Annotated in this window: 17 protein-coding genes; all 17 read right to left on the bottom strand. The window is 49.3% G+C overall.

The features are described from left to right. Positions 1-80 precede the first annotated feature (80 nt). The 17 genes from VIS48_06915 to VIS48_06835 all read right to left on the bottom strand — a co-directional run bounded on the left by VIS48_06915 (position 81) and on the right by VIS48_06835 (position 18,009). Positions 81-689: a methyltransferase domain-containing protein gene (locus tag VIS48_06915; GenBank protein ID HEY9165877.1), complete on the bottom strand. Its 609-nt coding sequence runs from the start codon at positions 687-689 to the stop codon at positions 81-83. A gap of 283 nt (positions 690-972) precedes the next feature. Beyond that, a complete protein-coding gene (locus VIS48_06910; protein ID HEY9165876.1) occupies positions 973-1,167 on the bottom strand; it encodes a hypothetical protein in 195 nt (64 codons plus the stop codon). After that, complete coding sequence (locus VIS48_06905; protein HEY9165875.1) at positions 1,167-1,979, bottom strand: hypothetical protein; 813 nt, start codon at positions 1,977-1,979, stop codon at positions 1,167-1,169. Before VIS48_06905 ends, VIS48_06910 begins: the two co-directional genes overlap by 1 nt. A 300-nt stretch (positions 1,980-2,279) precedes the next feature. Then, positions 2,280-2,795, bottom strand: coding sequence for an HNH endonuclease signature motif containing protein (locus VIS48_06900; protein HEY9165874.1), 516 nt, complete (start codon positions 2,793-2,795; stop codon positions 2,280-2,282). Between the two features lie 214 nt (positions 2,796-3,009). Then, positions 3,010-3,822 (bottom strand): family 16 glycoside hydrolase, encoded by an 813-nt coding sequence (locus VIS48_06895; GenBank protein HEY9165873.1) that lies wholly within the window; start codon positions 3,820-3,822, stop codon positions 3,010-3,012. A gap of 69 nt (positions 3,823-3,891) precedes the next feature. Beyond that, positions 3,892-4,134, bottom strand: coding sequence for a hypothetical protein (locus VIS48_06890; GenBank protein HEY9165872.1), 243 nt, complete (start codon positions 4,132-4,134; stop codon positions 3,892-3,894). Beyond that, on the bottom strand, positions 4,115-4,753 hold the full coding sequence (locus VIS48_06885; protein HEY9165871.1) for a hypothetical protein: 639 nt from the start codon (positions 4,751-4,753) through the stop codon (positions 4,115-4,117). Before VIS48_06885 ends, VIS48_06890 begins: the two co-directional genes overlap by 20 nt. A gap of 91 nt (positions 4,754-4,844) precedes the next feature. After that, a complete protein-coding gene (locus VIS48_06880) occupies positions 4,845-5,399 on the bottom strand; it encodes a hypothetical protein (GenBank protein ID HEY9165870.1) in 555 nt (184 codons plus the stop codon). A gap of 241 nt (positions 5,400-5,640) precedes the next feature. Further along, a complete protein-coding gene (locus tag VIS48_06875; GenBank protein HEY9165869.1) occupies positions 5,641-6,051 on the bottom strand; it encodes a hypothetical protein in 411 nt (136 codons plus the stop codon). A gap of 434 nt (positions 6,052-6,485) precedes the next feature. Further along, entirely contained in the window at positions 6,486-6,827 is a 342-nt protein-coding gene (locus VIS48_06870; protein ID HEY9165868.1) for a TfoX/Sxy family protein, read from the bottom strand. A 153-nt stretch (positions 6,828-6,980) separates the two neighbouring features. Beyond that, a complete protein-coding gene (locus VIS48_06865; GenBank protein ID HEY9165867.1) occupies positions 6,981-8,441 on the bottom strand; it encodes an alpha/beta hydrolase-fold protein in 1,461 nt (486 codons plus the stop codon). 212 nt (positions 8,442-8,653) lie between these two features. Then, complete coding sequence (locus tag VIS48_06860; GenBank protein ID HEY9165866.1) at positions 8,654-9,670, bottom strand: prenyltransferase; 1,017 nt, start codon at positions 9,668-9,670, stop codon at positions 8,654-8,656. 820 nt (positions 9,671-10,490) lie between these two features. After that, complete coding sequence (locus VIS48_06855; GenBank protein HEY9165865.1) at positions 10,491-11,570, bottom strand: hypothetical protein; 1,080 nt, start codon at positions 11,568-11,570, stop codon at positions 10,491-10,493. A gap of 74 nt (positions 11,571-11,644) precedes the next feature. After that, complete coding sequence (locus VIS48_06850) at positions 11,645-13,816, bottom strand: BamA/TamA family outer membrane protein (GenBank protein ID HEY9165864.1); 2,172 nt, start codon at positions 13,814-13,816, stop codon at positions 11,645-11,647. Between the two features lie 82 nt (positions 13,817-13,898). Next, positions 13,899-14,522 carry a porin family protein gene (locus tag VIS48_06845; GenBank protein ID HEY9165863.1) on the bottom strand — a complete coding sequence of 208 codons (624 nt, stop codon included), beginning with the start codon at positions 14,520-14,522 and terminating at the stop codon, positions 13,899-13,901. Positions 14,523-14,866: 344 nt separating this feature from the next. Then, the gene (locus VIS48_06840; protein HEY9165862.1) at positions 14,867-15,547 is read right to left on the bottom strand and encodes a response regulator transcription factor; all 681 of its coding nucleotides are present in this window, start codon (positions 15,545-15,547) and stop codon (positions 14,867-14,869) included. Next, a complete protein-coding gene (locus VIS48_06835; GenBank protein HEY9165861.1) occupies positions 15,544-18,009 on the bottom strand; it encodes a HAMP domain-containing sensor histidine kinase in 2,466 nt (821 codons plus the stop codon). Before VIS48_06835 ends, VIS48_06840 begins: the two co-directional genes overlap by 4 nt. Between the last annotated feature and the right edge of the window lie 455 nt (positions 18,010-18,464).

Raw genomic sequence — 18,464 nt, 5'->3', positions numbered from 1 at the left:
GTCCACGTGAATTATGGCGCGCCACGCTTCTTCGTAATATAATGTGCACGGCGGCTCAAGATGTTCTCGTCCGATGATACTCAGACTCCCTTCGATCCCTTGACGCCAAGGGTCAACAAAATAAAACGTGTGAAAGTGCCATGCTGCACCTTAACCCGCAAGCCTGTTTCACTTAAGAGTTGACTCACCGCTGCGGGGCTTTTTATCTTGGAATGTCGAAAGAGTTTCGTGAGCCACGCTGGCATGGATATGTCAGCCAAGCAGAAGCAGCCTCCCGGGCGAAGAACGCGACTTATCTCTCGGAGCGCTGCAAGTTGGTCACTCCAGTGATGAAATGAGATACTGCTTAGCACGACATCGACGGAGGAATCAGCTAGCGGCAGCGACTCTGCCGCGGCCAAATAAATCGTGGCAGATGGTATTTGGCTGCGTGCGACTTCGACCATGCCGTCCGCGGGGTCAATGCCAAACAGTTGCGCCGACGGGTAGAGCGCACGCCCTTTGCGCAGCAACCGCCCTGTCCCGCATCCGACATCAAGGACAATATTTGGCGCGGCATTTTCATTGGTGACCACATTGAGCATTTCCACGTGCACTCGATCGGCGTATCGTCGAATCCATGAATCGTCGTACGAGTGAGACCAGCGGTTGAAAGGCTCAACATCCTTTCTGCTATCGTTGGTAACCATATGTTACAGACCCTTACTATGTTAAGATTAGAAGATCAACAGCCATTTGCCGCGGCCGTCGATGACGAATAACGTTTACGGCAATCACGCCTGCGTGCTGAAGCCTGCGTACGCGAAACGCTTCGTGGCAGGTAGGCGCTTCGGTCCGCAAGTTCGTGCCGCGCTCCGTGAAGCCTGCGATGTGCGCGGCATGTCTCAAGGACCCCTTCGGGGAAGCGATCCATAAATAGCCTGCCTGCGGGCTGAAGTGCCCTTCGGCACGCAAGCCTGCCCCGAGGCCGCTTCACGGCATCCCGACATATAAATAATTTGGACGGGACATGCTCTTGGTCGGGAGCTTGTCGACCGAAGTCGCGATGCTCTCCATGGTGACGCAGGTCGGCGTCTTTGTCCCGCATGGTATGCGTCCGTTGTTTTGCGATTTCAGTCGCGAATAATTCTCGATTGGCACATCGAATTGTTGCCAGGCCAGATTCATCAAAACCTCATCCCGCGCCCCATTGTCACAATGAACGCGACTAACAACAATGCTACAAAGACCACCCAACTAAGCTTTCGTGTGACTGGGGTGTACTTGAATTGATCCTTTGTTTTTCGTTGAGCAAGCCGACGTGCAACGATCAAGAATCCTATAGAAGCACAGAAGGTTTCAAGCGCTCCATCTTTTATAGCTAAAAGAGACCCCTGACGATCGAAAGATGCAGCAAGACATTCCGCCAGTCCAGCTGCAACGTAAGGGATCATAAAAATCACTCTTATCCTGCGAGATTTCTCTCCTTCACTGACGGCGACGAGTGTCCATAAGCCGTTTGCGAGGGCGCGCATCGACAAGTAATATAGTGTAACACCGAGAAGCAATAGGAGGAATCTCCAAAACCAAACCGGCTGCAAGCCTTCAACCACATATGCCCAATCCCCAATATTAGTGATGCCGGAATATATGAGATAACCCGATCCCCAAAAGAAGTTGAAGCTCATAGTGGACGCTACAAACACACGTGTGTGTATCGAAATGTTTTTCCAAAAGCGAGGAATCGCCCAGAAAAGACCGCCAAACAAGAGATTTGCCAGAGGACCAGCGGCATCAATAATCTTGCTATTTAGATTGCAGCGGAAGTAGACAGAAGTTAAAAGTGTTATGGTTCCTCCACTTGCCAAGCACGCACCGCCGTGTCCAATCACTTCATGCACCAGATCCGCAAATATGAAAGCGCCGATGCCAAGGGCGCTTAGTGTGAGGTTGTCGTCAGGCCGGTAAGCATTGCTGCTCTCCACTAGTGGCGGATCCATTGCAACCTCATGAATCTTCTGTCTAGTGTTATCGTTGTCCATTGCTCTTAACGATAGTGAGATGCTCCATCAACTCAATGGTCGAAAACAGATAGCAAAACAGTGTCGCCCAACGTTTAGGCAACACGCCGCTGCGAGCCGCCACTATGAGTGATCTAATTTCGTGGCGGCGAGCAATGGAGCGAGCACTTTACATTTAGCCAAATCTTGTTTCAACTTCGCCTATCCAGCGTGCGAGCGCCGTGTTGCCGTTTGTTAGGCGCCGCACAGCCCACAACCCTTGCGAGAGCCACCAGATCATCAAGTTGTCCTCGATACAGCTGCATTCTGGTCGCCTGCTTTCCAAGCCTTGACGAAAGAGCGTCCCTTCGCTGTAAATGAGATATGATAGGTCACGTCGAGTTCGCGAATACCCTCCTGAACGATTTGCTCCACGGTTATCATATCTGAAGCGACTAGTGATGAGCACGTCAGGACGCCTTCACCGGAAACAAACAACCCATCTTCGATTTTGTCAAGAGCAAGAAGAAAATCGAGTGAACGCTTATCGAACGCTTCATTCAAACTAAGAAGGAGCATCTTCCAAGATCGGAGAGAGTCCTTGGAAATGACACCTTGCTGCTCGAGCGCATGACAATTCGGACAAAGGGGCAACAAGTTTGAGGCGTCATTAGAGCCCCGTTCAGAGACGTACTCGAGATGATGGATCTCGAGTGTGAGGATCGTCCGGCAAACTGGCACGGCACATCGATAGCCTGATTCATGAAGGACAAGGCGTCTCGTTGCAAGGGGGATAGCTTTTCGTGTTGTGCTCATGGTCGAACTCGATTGATGATTGAATTATGATGAGGGTGCGTGGCGCCTAACGTGTTGCCGGACAAAGTCGTGGCGCGCTCCATGGGGTACATAATGTGCGCGCCATGAAGCCTGTCCGCCGTCCCGCAAGGCGGGATTTGCGGAAGGCGGGCGAGAACCATGCTAAACAATAATCGAGAGTCGATGATTCGCGTTGTTAGGCTCAGTTTCACGGTCAATCGATAAGCTCCACTCTAACATTTTTGAAGTGTGATTCTTCATCACCAAAGCATCGAAAGCCGACTCTACCCATTGGGTTTGTTGTGAAGTTGTCCTCATGGAAGACCAGCGAGCCATTGATGTAAACCTCAATGGATGATCCACGTACCCTCACCTTTACATTGAACCAGTCATCAAGATGAAGATTGTGAGTTACGGTTGGAAGGACCCTCCAGCCAACCTGGTAACTAGTGATTACGAAAGCAGGACTTCCTTGAGGTTGCGGATTCGGAGCCTGCTGAAAAAGAGGCTGTACCAGCTTTTGATGTGGGACGAGTATATCTCTTTGACACTGTATCATTACATAACTGTTAAGATCTTGAGCCCGCACAATCCATCCCGAACATTTATTTACAATCTTAGCTTGGAAAGAAAAATCATAGTTTTCCCAAAGCGCCCCAACTTTCGTAATTCCACCTTCGTCGGATGCACGAACACAGAGTGTGTCCTCGTCTTGAACCGTCCATTCACCCTTGTATTCCCAGTTGCGATGAGGGTTCCCTTTGAAATTATCCCGAAAGCCAATGGTAAGGCGCCGCTTCAGTCTGCGATAAACTAAGTACAGGTAAAGCAATGCAAAGAGAATAAACAACGAGTATATCGTGTTTATATACTGTTGAAGGAAAATACTTAGCTGATGAAGATATGAGGGAACTGGTAATTTTGCGATCAGGTAACTGAGAATACTTAGCAGAAACGCCAGTAACGTTGCAATGCTAGCGAGGCGGTTCACTGCCTCAGAATTGATGAATCGTTGCAGTTTCTTCATAAAGCTTCGCTGTGCTGAGTAAAATTGCGCATAGCGTCCAAGAGAAAAGAGTCGTGGCGCGCTCCTTCTTCATAAAATGTCCGCGCCATGCCCGAAGGACCCCTTCGGGGAAGCGGGATTCCATTTGAGCCTGACCCGATGCCGCTTCACGGCATCCCGACATATAAATAATTTGGACGGGACATGCTCTTTGTCGGGGAGCTTGTCGACCGAAGTCGCAATGCTCTCCATCGCGACGCAGGTCGGCGTCTTTGTCCCGTTTGTTAGGCGTTCGTTGTGTTGCGTGACTCCGTCAACTTTTCTTGAAGCCATGATAAATCCAACCTATTCCATAACCGAGTAGATAGATCGACACGACAAAGCTGAGCCAGGCAACGTATCCGTACAGTATCAACCTGACATTCGATTGCCTGCCTTTGTTATTTTCATTTCTCGCTTGTGTGACTTGCTTTCTGTTTCGCTCCACAATTAAACCTGCGGCACGAATACGAATGGTATCCAGATTATCGTATTTCCTAATAAAGTCTTGGACGTCATTGTTACTCATATCATTGGGAAATTCAACCGTATCGATAACGGCAAGACGTAACTTCTGTAAATAAGCGTCGGGGTCAAATTCATTTGCTGTCTTTTTACTGTTAGATCGTCCGACAAACTGGTCAAATGGATTCATTTCTTTCACAAAGATTTTTTCCTGAGCCTGATATTTCGTCCATGGCTCCTTATGTGATGTGTCACTACTGGAAAGAAAAGTAATTCGGAATTTCTTGACCTCATCTGCATTGAGCTTCGTTATAATAGCTTCATCTTCCACAGCGTTGGTTTTCCTCTGTCCAACCACGACAAAGATTGTGGTCAGAATAAAACAAATGATAGTAAAGACAAACCAAAGCCTCTGCCAACCATTCAATCTAGATAATAAGTTAGACATGCAAGCTCCGATTAAATTAACCTCTGTCCTCGACTAATTGCTGACTCCCTGACTATCCATTGTCAGAACAGCCGCGAGATAATCTTGAAGATCACACTATTATTCCTTTTGATTTGACTGCATCGATGATTGATTTAACATCTTCGCCAGAGTAAACCGGTTGTCCAAACTTGCGTTCATGATGACTTTCGTAAAGAGAATTCAGCGCAGTCCAGAGCTTGTCCATCACGACGTTGAAGGAATCGCCCGTTATGTTCGCGTCGGCCCACACAGCTTTTGGATTGAAGAGGGCTTTCCTATCAATATGAAATTGGTCTTTATCTCGTATTGCCTTGAGTTTGGTTGAAAGAGCCTCAGCATCCTCATACCTAAGGCCCACCTTGTCAAGCTCGGTTTGGATAAGAGTTGGGTTGCATTTATAAAGGTAGAAGAACGAAGCTGAGTCCTTGTGTTTGTCTAGAACCTTCATCGCGTGGTCAAACATACCATTGTACAGGGCCAGCGATGCATACGAGAAGAATGACCAATCGGTAACGGGGGCAGCTTCACAGAGGCTGTTATATGCGTTGCGGTATGAAAGACAACGGAGAAGCTCATGCAGGTTACGCAAAAGTGCCCGCTCATACCTGTGATTTGTGCGATTCATCTAAAGTCCTACGGCCAAACGGGTTTTGGGCAAGGGCATTCGGAAAATCCGAGCGTGCCGCTTGCGCATAACGTTTGCGGGATTCACGCCGAGCCCCGCACCTTCTTCCTGGAATGTGCGCGGCGTGGAGCCTGTCCGCCGTCCCGCAAGGCGGGACTTGCGGAAGGCGGGCGAGCACCATGATACACAATCATCGAGCGTCGTTGATTCCCGTTATTACCCGCCGTTTTCTAAACTCCTTTCATTGACGAGTGATCACAATATTCCGGTAGCGATGGTAAGCTTTGTCGTCTTGTGTTAGAGTCAACTTGTTTCCATCCACTGCCCCGTGAAACGATCCATTAAGTATAAGTGTCCAGTCAAAGATAGCAAGGTGGGCCACCATATCTTGCAAATACAATGAGTCGCCAGTGACATTGTACTTCCCTCCGCCTGTCGGGACGAGTCCACCTCCGCAAGTGTACCATCCAGTATCTGAGAAAGCAAAAGTTGCTTGGGTTTGTTGCGTTGAGGCACTATCAGTTCCCACATAATTCGTGATAGAGAAAGTGCCAGTGTAGGTCCCTGACTGAATTGAAAGATTCGATGACGGACCCGTGGTAGTGCAAGCGACAAACAGCAGAGAGCAAAGAAGCATCCAATACCTTTTCATACTTCAACCTCCTTTTTAAAAATGGCGCCTAACTACTGCAATCACGTCATATGTCGTTTATGCTGCCCGTATAGGATGAAATACGCCATATGGCGGTTATTTTCTTTTTGTCTGCTAAACGCAACCAAATGGACTATCTATTTTCCCTGACGATTCTTCATCCACATAAATGCGGATCCTACTTATCGTGGAGATAACAAACTAGCTTTGATTACATCCAGTTTCACTTTCCCGCATCCCTATGCTTGCAAAAATGTATCTTGTTCGCCCGCAATTGTCAATATCATCGGGCGCATGGCCATGACTCTACCCGTTACACTTTGTAATGTCACCAGCAGATCATCCTTGATCTTGCGGCTGCCGGGATCCTCGATCCGTTTGTGGTTCGCCGTATCTTGAGATTAGCAGGTTGGAGTAAGTTTGCCCAACAGCCCTTAGCCCTTTTTCTTCGATGACTTCGCCCTCCTGTTGAAATCTAGGGCGAGTCCTACCCAATACTCGAGCTCTTTCTTAGTTTGAATTGCGTCCTCGCTGACAAATACCCACCCTCTTAGTTCCTTCCCTTTCATCCTCATGGCACGGCAACCTTCCTTACTGATCGCTTCTTCATGTAGCGCAGGATCGATCCTGCACAATATCCTCTCGTGACTTGTGCTCACACACATCTTGCCGTTCACCATGAAGGTCACTCCACTGAACATCTTTTTCTCTTTGACGCTGCGCTGGCCTGCTAACAAAGATCTTATACGCACCATCAATTCTTCGTTGTATGCCATGATCTCCGCTTCGCTTGAAGATGCAGACGGTTCATTTGCCCCATCGAACATCGACATTCAAAAAATAATGGTTTTACAAAAGCTATTTATGAACAATCTCATCCGTGGGAATCCGTCTCATCCGTGTCTAACTTCTTTCACCGAGCACCATCTTCACTTTAACATTATCATCTTTGTTATATCGGATCGGCCATCTGCAGTCAGGCAACAAATGTAAACCCCGCCCGCCAGACTCGTCCCGTCGAATCTGACCATATGGCTCCCCGCCGGCTGACGCGCCTCGACGATTGTCTCAACTTCCCTTCCAAGTATGTCGTAGACTCGCAAGCTGACGTAGCTGTTAGCTGACAGCTGATAGCTGATCACCGTACTCGGATTAAATGGGTTCGGAAAATTCTGGTTCAAATAATATCCCGTCGACTTCGGCGATGTTTTCTTCACACCTGCCGGCAACGGCGGATAAAATAACTCGAGAGCGTTTTTTATATGCGCGCGCCAGTTCGCCCAGCTGTGACCTTCATTGTACTCGTGATATTCGTATTCATATCCCTTGTCTTTTACAATCTGGAGGAAACTGTGCACCATCGGTATGAGACTCGTGATATCATATGTGCCGAGGTCCATGTACAATTTCAAATCGAGCTTGCTTCCGCTCTGAAATGTCGACGAGATGGTCGGATCCACATAACTCGATTGCGCGCCGATGTTTCCAAATACACTCGGATAAGTCATGCCGAGCCAAAGCGAAATGTTGCCGCCATACGAAGCTCCGATTACACCCCTGTCGTGCGAACTCTTGAGTGTGCGGAATCTCGAATCCACAAATGGAACGAGCTCGTTAACGAAAAAATTCATATATGAAGTAACCTGGTTGCCGGCATATTCCGGTGTCCTGTTGACATAAGACACGAACACCGCGATGATCGGTCGAATCATCTTATGAGCGGTAAGATAGTCGATCACATTCTCGCCATTTTCAAGAGAGACAGCTTCGGATCCATCCTGAAAATATATCACGGGGAAACTGTCGGACGAAGTGCTGTAACCGGCCGGGAGATAGATCTCAATCTTCCTTGAGTTGGAAAGATTTGTGCTGTACCACGTCGTGTCGACTGAAGTACCGTGCGGAATATCGGGGTAGTATGTTATTTCAGGCGGCGAAACATATGCCGGCATTCTCAGTTCAGAGTTGGGCCCAAAACCTTCCATGACCTGGTTGGGATTTCGCGGATCTAAAATCCAATTCGAGCCGTTGATCACGTATTTATACTCGAGCCGTGCGTCCGTGGGATATACCTGGTCGACGTGCCAGAAATTTGTGCCGCCTACGTGTATCATGCTTAACGCGGTCACCGACCAATTATTTACGTCTCCGGCGAGTGTTAACGTGCTCGCCGACCCGCGGTAGACAAAGTGCACGACGGTGTCCTGCTCGATGAGCGGAACTGTCGTCACCGCGTTCATTAGACTGTCAGTGACCGTTTGCCGGAGAGAATCGGGTAAAGAATTGACTCGATCCAAAAAGTGTTGAAAGTCCTGGCCGAACGACATCACAGGAAATGAGAAGAGGAGAATCAAAATTGGAATGAGGCTTCTTTTTACGCACGACTTCATTTTCTGATCCCTGGCTGGTTATGATAAGTGTCTATGTCTGAAAGTATTCTAATTCCCGCGCTATGCCAGAATCAAGACCGACGATTGAAACTGCAATCACGCACCCTTTGGGATAGATCAAGCTCTGGTTCCTCGCATGTGCACGAATCGCATAGCCGATAGGTCATTTCGAAAATATTAAAACTCACTTGGCTCCGGCAAGTTGGAAATAATCACAAGAGTGAAGAATAGACGGCGCCCAGAGCGAGGCCCAGGATGTACAGCCACCCGAACCTCTTGTTGTGCACCAGACTGAACCGATGATACCACAATGGCCAGCCGACATAACCTTCAGGAGGAGAATCGGGACGTGCCTTCGAGAATACTCCCATCGCCTTCCAGCCGCGCGGGAAATTGAGGAAGACGATAAGCGCGAACGGGGTGAGATACCTGAACACGACAAGGACGACCACTACGAAGTACATCAGGAAAATCGAGGTCTGGTTAAAGAGGCGCGCGTTCTTCTCACCCAGAACTATCGGCAGCGTACGCTGGTTCTGGGTTTTGTCAAATTCCATCTGGTCAATATGTTTCCCGACGAGTATTGACATTACTCCGAGTCCGTATGGTATCGACGCGAGAAATGCCGCTGTCGATAATGAACCTGTCATGCAGAAGTATCCCCCTCCGATCATCAGCGGTCCCCACACGATGAAGGTGGCGATCTCGCCGAACCCGATGCTCTTGAGATCGCGTGGAGCACCATCGTACCAGTAAAGGATTCCTAGTCCAAGGGCAGCTAACACAGCCGCAACGAGACCTCTTACGAAAGTGAAGAATATCGCAATGATGATCCCGATGGAAATCAGGATCCAGATCCCTTTCTTGAGCGAGCCGGCGCTCATCATGTTGCTCGCTAGCGGGTGAAGGGTGTATCTCATGCGTGGCGAGTCGGGAGTGTCGTGGCCGCGATGAAAGCCGAAGTAGTCATTAGATAGATTGCTGACCGCATGTGCGACGACAAGTCCGATCAGGAGAAGCAGAAAGTAGAGGAGATCGAACGATCCCGACGAAATGGCGAGGAGGCCTGCGATGACAGCGGCCTGAGCCGAAATCACAAGGATGATACTCCGCGAGGCATATAGCCATCTTGACACCGGGTCAAGTTGATCGATCGGGAGTTCCTTCCGATAAAAACCGCGGAAGGCGTTATACCAGAGTTCGTACTTGGATACAACGGTCACCGACATTTGCATCTCCTTAGAATCTTGTCAATGATTTAACGTGGAAAATATAATAAAAGTGCGAAAGAGATTTACGGATTTTAAGATTGGGGTGGTGATTCAATTTCAATAAGTAACTGTTGTACCCCTTGCGAAAATGTCCCGCTCCGAAGGAGTCCCTTAGGGAAAGGGATCCCTTCGGGAGAGTCCCGCTGAAGAGGAACAGTTTATTCATGTCTCGACAGAATGGTTATGGCGATTTTTTGTTCAACAGAGGATTAACAGAGCTATTCAAAAAATCGCGCACAACAGAGGGCGGGACGTTCCCGATGCCGCCTTGCGGCATCCCGACACACAAATATTTGGACGGGACGGCAGTCGGGACCATTTTCGCGGGGCGTCCTTTTTGCGCCTCCAATTATTGTATATGCGGCGCATCCGCTCGACCCGTCGAGCTTACGGAAAAAAATGGGCGGGACTTAAACCCACTCTGGAAATTTCTGCCGCTTCTACATTATGGTTTTATTTCTGATGCGGCATCCTCGATCCCGCGGGCCGGGATCGGGACTAATCGCCATTTTTTCCGAAGGCCGTTTGTGAAGGTGTCTAATCAAAACTCAAACTGAGTCACAACCAAGATTGGCAGCGGACTACTTTAAAATAAATGTCACACCGACAAATTCTCTTACTGTCATCTTTGGGCGAGATAGGGTAGTCAATGATGGTGCATTTCAGTGGCATCAAAGGAGTCATTATCCGGATTATCAATTGAAATCTAGAATCACCTCGGGCGCCCTCTTCACCCGCTCCGCTCCGCATTTCGACGGAGCTCCTCCGATATTAAGGATCAGAACGAATAGGTAATACTTACAACCGGAATTCCGATGAGTGAGTCCCAGCTTTGACCAAGCGGATAAAGAAGACCGATGTCGCCTGAAAGCTTGCTCCCGAAAAACCTCAGGCCGATCACCAACGGAGACCAGTTGGCATCCTTCATCGTCCAGAACTCGGCCATCAGCTTGATGCTTTCGCCGACACGTTCATCGCCGCTTATTCCGAAAAGAATCTGGCTTCCGCTCCCGGAGAACGCGTCGCCGACAGCAAAGTTGAGCGCGCGGTCACGGTTTCCAACACTCGCGACGCCGTACGCGATCCCCGAGACATTTTCAATTAGTCCTCCTCCGAACATTTGAACACCAAGCGAGAAGTTCAACCTGGAGGCGGCCGGAAGTAGTCGCACCTTTGCGCCGTAATCGAAAATCATGTCCTCAGGGCGAAGCGGGAGCAGCACGGTTCCTCCATTTATCATCAGCCAATCTGTCAGGCCATAAGCCGCCGTAAAGAAGATGAGCTCATAGTCTCCGATGTAGCCGGTGCCGGCAGGAAGCGTGGAGGCGGTGGGCATGAGGTATGCCCTTGTCATGTCTGGGTCCTTTACAAGATCCGAATACTTTCGGGCGGGTCCGCGCGTCCGCTCGCTTATGTTTTCGATATTAGCTTTGGCTATGGCGACGTTTCCCAAACTCCCCGCTGCGAACGTTAACGAATCGGTAGTCTCCCTAAGAATTTTCCCGCTCACGATCAGCCCGTCCTTGAGAAGTAACTGCGTCGATTCCAATAACGAATCTTTTCGATTCATCATTGCGACGACCACATGTTGGATTCCCACTTGCTGGACAAGCGTATCTTCCGGCGTTCCGTCTTTTCCCATGTATCTCACACATGCGTTCACGATCGAATCATTCGAAACGAAGAATCTTGCGCACACGAACTTATCGACGTTTGACAGGAGACCGTAATGCTGCCTCAACATCGGCCAGAGCGTGTCTCCCACGAGTGAGTTGAGTTGAACCGGTTTCCCGAGATCCTGGGCTCTAACCGGAAATGAGATTGAGAAAAACAAAAGGAGAAGTCCGATTCGTTTCATAAAATTTTCCTCCTGACATAGTCCCTGATTTCTGAAGCTGTCTCCAATTGAGGGACCAACCTCGCATCAATAAGTTAGAACAGCTGACCGAAATTGAAATAGAAACCCGTACCCTCTCTTCCAAACCCGATGTCAACTCGGACAACGTAATTGTCCATATACAAACGCAGTCCCGCGAGCGGATTGTAAGGCCAGTTACGAAAGTCGATGTCTTTCAGTGACGGCCAAACTTTTCCCGCATCGATTCCCGCTACGCCGCCGATTCTCCAGAAAATCGGAAATCTCAACTCTGCATTCAGCAAAGCGTCGGACTTGTCGAGAAATCTGTCCTGCGGGTACCCGCGGAGATTCAGCGTACCGCCAAGCGAACTCATCACCTGGACAGGAATGTTGCTCCCGAATACCTGCTGGGCTCCGATCCTCAAAGCGAACACGGTGGTAGGGTAAAAGAGAACGGAATAGTATTGGATCCATCCTGCCGCACGGGCGAACGATGTATTTCCGAGACTCCACCGCGGTGAATACTCAGTCTCACCCTGCAGCACGACGCCTTTAGACGCATTAATGAAACTGTTCCTCGTGTCGTATCTCAATGTCAAACCAAGAGAATTGTATTTCACCGTCGCAGAGTTCAACGCGGGTGGAAGAGTGGCCAGCTTGCTTCCTACTGCAAAATTATAATTTCTTACCGACATGTATTTCAATATCACCTGACCTACGAAAGTAGGGCTAAAACCCCTGCTGATATCCACTTCCGCATCGATCGGGATCCTGGTGTATTGTTCACCTTCGGAAACTCTGCTGGCATTTCCGATTCCGTAGAAGTTATTTCGAAGCCATTTGTCATAATCGAAAATCAAATCGAGAGCGACAGGGTACCGTGTACCCTCTCTCGATTCGAAATCAGGAATTGAAAATACGAACCGGTACCATTGCTCTCCCTTCGTGCTGTTAAAAAGCACGATGTCAAACGACTCGTTCAGCTTGAACAGATCGAAGAGAAAAAGTTTCGCGCCGTATCCAAAATGTGTGTCCGTGTCGTAAGACAAAATCGGAAGAGGTTCAACCGGACTCCGCGCAGAGCTCTTTTCATTGTCAGTCGATAGAGAATCGCGCGCAATCTTATTCATATCGATGACCGCAAAAACACCGAAATGGTCGGACGCAAAAACACTGTCACGAGATTCATCCATCGCAATGTGCGCCTCCACTGTACTTCCCTCCGTGAAGCGATTGTTCAGGAATATGTAATCGATTGTTCTTGGGACGCGGTCATACATGGCGGACAATCTGTCGAAAGTGCTGAAGTCATTCACGCCCTCCGCAGAAAGATCAGTGGAGAACTTTATATTCGGGTTCCGAAGCGGATCCCAGGTAGGATGGGAAGCATTAGCGGCGCTGTCACGCACACAGGAAAATTCGCCTCTGCCACCGATCAATTTCATCTCTCGGGAGTCCTGGATCGAATTGAAATCGCCCGCCATGGTCACCGGAATACCGGCGGGAAATTCAGCCAGGTGGTCCAGAAGCTCGGATACTTCCTCAACTCTTCTTCCGGCTCCCGCAGAAATATCTTCAGAAAGCTGCTGCGCTTCGGCACTGTCGATCCTCCCCTCAATTATCTCCTTTTCGATTTCCTCCTTGATGGTTCGATCGTCAGGAGGATAGGCACTCAGGTGAACATTGACGAGGTATATTGCCTTCCCGCCCACCGTGATCTGGGCGACCTGGGCAAACTCGGATTCATCGAAGTTCAGGGTAATGGCGCCGCCATAAATTCCGAACGATCCGGACAACTTCCAGGGTGGAAGATAGCGCAGCTGCAAGTTCCTGCGTGCAAGAATTGCGATTCCTTCGTCAAAGTTCGTCGGCAGTCCCACTCCGCCAAACTTGATTCCCGCGTTGCATACCTGGTGAACTTCATCGAAGCCGAGCGAGTCTGCAAGCCGGCATGAATACTCACTGACCGGGTTCGCCTCCTGAATGCAGATGACGTCCGGGTCGAGTCTCCTCAGCTGCGCGATGAGAAGCTGCAGACGAAGTTCCCTTCTCTTTGCTGTCTCATACTCGCCGAAACGAAAGAAGCCGGTGTAATCCAAACCGGACCAGATGTTGATTGTAACCACTTTGAGAAGGTTTTGTGTTCCGGCTGTATCGGCAGAATTATTTGCCGAAGAGGCGAAAAGAGCTGACACATCGAGCAGTAAGAGACTCGCAAATACGACTATACCGAGTGTACTATCCAAACGATTCCTTACTTCAAAACCTCGAAACCCAATTCGGGAAAAAGAAATTCTCATTCGATGTGTCAGCGGTTTCTAAAAGGGTTTACATCAGTGAAATCTTGACGCCGACCAGGATCTGGACGCCGGTTGATTTCCACGATTCGGATTCGGTTCCGATATTTGTGAGACCTAACGAATATCGGACGTCACCCGTCAAACTCAGATTCGCGATTAATGAGTACTCCACTCCAGCTCCGATGTCGAGACAGAAGTCGGTCGATTTAGTGGAGTCTATCTTGCTCGTTTGAGTTTGACCGAATGCAGTGACCTCTCCCTGGGCGTTCACACTAAAGCCGATATTTGGGCCGACAAAGACGTACGGTTTCAGCGGGCCGACAGGAAGTTTAGCCTTGATGAGGATCGGGACTTCGACATAATCAAATTTGAATGTTGCGTCGATTGTTTGCCCCAGGAAAATCATGGAATACTTCGCGCCCTTCTGGATGTAAAGGACTTCGGGCTGCACAGATAACATTGGGGCAAGCCCGAATTCGATCGAGCCGCCGACAATCATGCCGGTCCTGGTTGTAGTAGATAATGACGGCGAAGTTGTCGCATTTGCCAGGTTCAATCCGCCAAGTACTCCGACGCTCAGCGGCAACTGTGCGAATGCGGCCGGAATCATTATGACGAACAGAATGACAAGCTGCATGAGTACGCGTTTCATTTTCGTCTCCTTTTTTTATTTGTGTAGTGGAAGCAAGCGAAGCGACAGGACGCACGACGTTACTCCTGCATATGAAGAGCAGATCCTGATGACGACTTCTTTGCCGCTTCCTTTATGGTCGAGACGAAGTCTCCCGCCGGATATTCCACACGGGCGAGTCCGAGCTTCTCGCCCCGCTCTTGATGGATGCGGAGAACTGCTGTCTACACACAATTGGAAGCTCACGTAAATATTTTTCGATTCGAAAAGCAATCTGGCTCTTCCATGACTTGTTGAAATCTATAAATGCATGTTCCCCCTTTTGTCAGGAAATTGTCACGGTCCGGTCAAATTACCCCCTTCCTTCAAACATCAAGCTTGTATCCGGAGGTATGGACAGTGAGGATGTACCTTGGACGCGCAGGGTTGTCCTCCAACTTATGACGGATAGAGAGAATGTAGTTATCGACCGTACGTGTGGTCGGGAAAGTCTCGTACCCCCAGACTTCGTCGAGAAGCATATCGCGTGTCACGACTTCGCACTTATGGTCGATCAGGTATTTCAACACCCGGAATTCCCTCTCTGTAAGCTTGATTGATTTCCCTTTCTTAGTCGCTTCGTGTTTCTTCATTTCGATCCTGACATTTCCGAACGAGAATTCGTCGATGATCTCCGCCTTCCTGACCTGCCTCCTGAGAATCGCTTTTACTCTCGCGAGCAATTCCGGAATACTGAATGGTTTGGTGACATAATCGTCCGCCCCCAATTCGAGTCCGAGAACTTTGCTCGTCTCTTCCTTCTTGCTTGTAAGGATAAGTATGGGCGTGTTGACCCCTTCGCTTCTGAGCCTCCGGCAAATCTCTTCGCCGTTGATTGATGGAAGCATTAGGTCGAGAATTACCAGGTTTACACTTTTCTTGACTGCCTTCTTATATCCTTCTTCCCCATCCGAGGAGGTGTCCACCTGATAGTGTTCTCCTTTGAGAGTCTCGGCAAGGCCGTTCCTTATTGCGGCATCGTCTTCGATTACAAGTATTTTGTTCATGATCGCTCCGTAATTGGAAACAGTAATGTGATCCTCGTACCATATCCTGGCTCGCTATTGATGTTTACCGCGCCATGGTGGGCGTCCATTACGTTTTTGACCACCGCCAGTCCCAGTCCGGTCCCTCCCGGTCGCAGTGTCTTCGTCGCTGCACCTCTGTAAAAGGCGTCGAACACATGCGGCAGATCCTCTCGCGCAATTCCAACTCCTCTATCGATGACTGAAACACACACAGACTCGTCTCTCTTGAATGTCTCGATCCGGATAATCTTCTTTTTCGTCGAATACTCAATCGCGTTGGAAATCAGATTGCCTAGAGCTTCCATTACGGCATCTCTATTGGCTGAGATAGGTTGAAGGTGTGAACGAATTTTGACTTTGCATGCGAAGCCTTCCTTTTTCAATTCGTACTCCATCATCTTCACGCTTGCCGCGACGATCTCATTCAGGTCTTCAGTCCCGAGTGCAAACGAAACAGTTCCGCGTTCAGCTTTCGCAACATCCAGGACATTATCGATCAATCTTGTCAGCCGAAGAGATTCTCCCCAGATAGTATCGAGATACTTTCCGGTTCTTGAAGCGTGAGAACCGCCTCGCGACTTCAGTATCTCCGTGTACATTCTTATGGTCGTCAGCGGCGTCTTGAGATCGTGAGAAACACTCGAGACGAAGTAGGTTTTCATGCGGTTGAGTTCTTCCAACCGTTCTCTCTCCTCCTGCTCTCGCCTCAACCTGTTTCGCATCACTATCCTGCCGTAAGCCAATCCGGATTGGCGCATGAGAGACGTCAGGAGTTCGACGTCTTCTATACTGAAGAGATTACCGGACTTTTTCGGACCAAGTATGAGAAGCCCTGAGACATCTCCCTTCTCGGATCTCATCGGGAGAACTGCCGCGGCGTTCAGTCTCAGGAACACCTGTTCGTCGGCTTCTTCGTATCGGACTCCCGGCTCCACTTCTTGTTTCAGAATCAAAGGAACCGACAAGCGTGAAGTGATATCCTGCAACTCAACCGCGCAGGTCTTCAATATTTCCGGGTCAAGACCTTCGTTAAAAATCGGCCGCAGGAGATAACCCGGTTCATCGATCGCGAAGAATCCAATTCTCTCCACAGGGATGGCCGCCACCACGTTCTTGATCAGGAGAGTCCCTATCTCTTCCACTGTCGCGCATTTCCATATCTCGTCGTCGAACTTCCTATCAATCAATTTCATGTCGTATTTGACCCGGAAGAAGTTCCTGTCCACAAATCTCTGAACCCTGACGCGCACAGGTTGAAAGAGGATCGCAACGATCGCCGCGGCGACTGCCGACACGAGAATCGATCTTGTGACAGTGAAGCTCGCAACGACGGCAGCAACCGAGCCCACCACCAGTGCATAGATCGAAAACAAGATTATGAGAACGATGACATAGACGGAACTTCTGTTTACGAAGTAATCGATGTCCATTACATGGTACTTGATGATGGCGACCGCAAAAGCTACCGGAGTGGCGGCAGATATCAGTATCACCACCTCTTCGCTTATAAGTCCGTGGGAAGTTAGTAGTTCAGGCACCTGCCACAGGCTGACGAATCCGAGCGAGCTGACTATCAATCCGAGAAACACCCATCTTAGCTGCCGCCTCTCCATTTCCTGGTGCGCCGACCGGTACGAAAGCACGAAGAAAAAGATAGCCAGGAATACACTCATGGCGTAAACCCATCTTGTCACGTTGAAGAAAAACATGAACGTATGAAACTCTTCGACGGACACCGGGAATGTTGCCTTCAGAAAAGTGACAGCCATTCCGATGGATAGTAGTGACGTTAGCACATACAACGGCTTTACCAGGACGCGGACGGAGGTTTCCTTTTTTGTTGGAAAGACAAGGCTCAGATGCAGGAGAAGAGCGGGCACGAATGCGTATGCAGATGAAAAGATGATCCTTATTGCATGTCCGAGTCCAGTGGGACTGATGGTGTAGCAGCCCCACGTCATCATAATTATTGACGCGACCCCAACTGCACCGTAGTGATAGACCTCGGCAGCGATCTCATTTCTTTTCTTGACGAATACGAAAACGCCCGAAAAGAAGAACAGCGTGCCGACAAACCAGGCGATCAGAACATACATCCTGCTGTATGCGGGTACTCCAGTGAGCACGACTTCCCTCGATCCGCCGGTACTCTGCACCGTGACCGGAATATCATTTCCTACTCTGATGCCGTCGAGCAGGAACTCAATGTCCTCTGGTATTGAAATTTTTTTGCCGTCGACTAACGAGACTGTGTCTCCGACGCTTAAACCGGAGGGAAGTCTACTGGTCGAACGGCTGACGACAAAAGTCCCCTCCGGACTCCTGAAAAGTGAGAGCGGGAGAGCCGTCTTCTCGGCAATCTGCCATATACCCAGGAGGCAGAAAATGTAAAGGACCCCGTCCAGTATGAAAACCGGAGTGGCATTCCTTGGAGGCTTCATTAACAAGCCCCGCAGTGTTTAAGATCTATGTTTTGCCCTGACATTCACAGCGATTGGCAGCCGTGAGATATTTTCGGCTCTACGAAAGCCCTTGCAGCCAAATTATAATGGGTAAAGGGAGAGAAACCAAACTGACGATTCCGGAAGCTGGGTGAGACGTTCAGTGTAGATCATCCCTCCGCATGCTAAATCACTTTTCGAACTCATGACCGCGGGCCGAACGCCCTTGTCCGTGCAAACTCGAACCGCTCTGATAGTGAAGAGAGACAAACGTATCTTCCAGTTAAGCGAGTGACGAGGGATGAGTTTTTCTTTGAGGCGGCTTGGAGTGTATTTAACTGAAGCTCGAGCATCCTATAGCACTGGAAGGAGAATGCTGCGTATTTCCATGATCTTAAGATATTTCCGGATTTGTTTGTAAATTGATGCGAATTCTGAGATCAACTTCATCACCA

The organism is Candidatus Kryptoniota bacterium (assembly GCA_036567965.1).
In the GTDB taxonomy this organism is placed as follows: Bacteria; Bacteroidota; Ignavibacteria; order Kryptoniales; family JAKASW01; genus JAKASW01.
Note: the sequence above shows the minus strand (reverse complement) of the source record. Positions and strands in the feature narration are given on the sequence as shown.

What these genes read in the sequence shown, in the direction of transcription:
- VIS48_06875 (HEY9165869.1), bottom strand. Translation starts at nt 6,051, where the DNA reads ATGAAAAGGTATTGGATGCTTCTTTGCTCTCTGCTGTTTGTCGCTTGC.
- VIS48_06905 (HEY9165875.1), bottom strand. Translation starts at nt 1,979, where the DNA reads ATGGATCCGCCACTAGTGGAGAGCAGCAATGCTTACCGGCCTGACGAC.
- VIS48_06895 (HEY9165873.1), bottom strand. Translation starts at nt 3,822, where the DNA reads ATGAAGAAACTGCAACGATTCATCAATTCTGAGGCAGTGAACCGCCTC.
- VIS48_06910 (HEY9165876.1), bottom strand. Translation starts at nt 1,167, where the DNA reads ATGAATCTGGCCTGGCAACAATTCGATGTGCCAATCGAGAATTATTCG.
- VIS48_06870 (HEY9165868.1), bottom strand. Translation starts at nt 6,827, where the DNA reads ATGGCATACAACGAAGAATTGATGGTGCGTATAAGATCTTTGTTAGCA.
- VIS48_06885 (HEY9165871.1), bottom strand. Translation starts at nt 4,753, where the DNA reads ATGTCTAACTTATTATCTAGATTGAATGGTTGGCAGAGGCTTTGGTTT.
- VIS48_06915 (HEY9165877.1), bottom strand. Translation starts at nt 689, where the DNA reads ATGGTTACCAACGATAGCAGAAAGGATGTTGAGCCTTTCAACCGCTGG.
- VIS48_06880 (HEY9165870.1), bottom strand. Translation starts at nt 5,399, where the DNA reads ATGAATCGCACAAATCACAGGTATGAGCGGGCACTTTTGCGTAACCTG.
- VIS48_06890 (HEY9165872.1), bottom strand. Translation starts at nt 4,134, where the DNA reads ATGGCTTCAAGAAAAGTTGACGGAGTCACGCAACACAACGAACGCCTA.
- VIS48_06855 (HEY9165865.1), bottom strand. Translation starts at nt 11,570, where the DNA reads ATGAAACGAATCGGACTTCTCCTTTTGTTTTTCTCAATCTCATTTCCG.
- VIS48_06865 (HEY9165867.1), bottom strand. Translation starts at nt 8,441, where the DNA reads ATGAAGTCGTGCGTAAAAAGAAGCCTCATTCCAATTTTGATTCTCCTC.
- VIS48_06835 (HEY9165861.1), bottom strand. Translation starts at nt 18,009, where the DNA reads ATGAAGCCTCCAAGGAATGCCACTCCGGTTTTCATACTGGACGGGGTC.
- VIS48_06900 (HEY9165874.1), bottom strand. Translation starts at nt 2,795, where the DNA reads ATGAGCACAACACGAAAAGCTATCCCCCTTGCAACGAGACGCCTTGTC.
- VIS48_06845 (HEY9165863.1), bottom strand. Translation starts at nt 14,522, where the DNA reads ATGAAACGCGTACTCATGCAGCTTGTCATTCTGTTCGTCATAATGATT.
- VIS48_06840 (HEY9165862.1), bottom strand. Translation starts at nt 15,547, where the DNA reads ATGAACAAAATACTTGTAATCGAAGACGATGCCGCAATAAGGAACGGC.
- VIS48_06860 (HEY9165866.1), bottom strand. Translation starts at nt 9,670, where the DNA reads ATGTCGGTGACCGTTGTATCCAAGTACGAACTCTGGTATAACGCCTTC.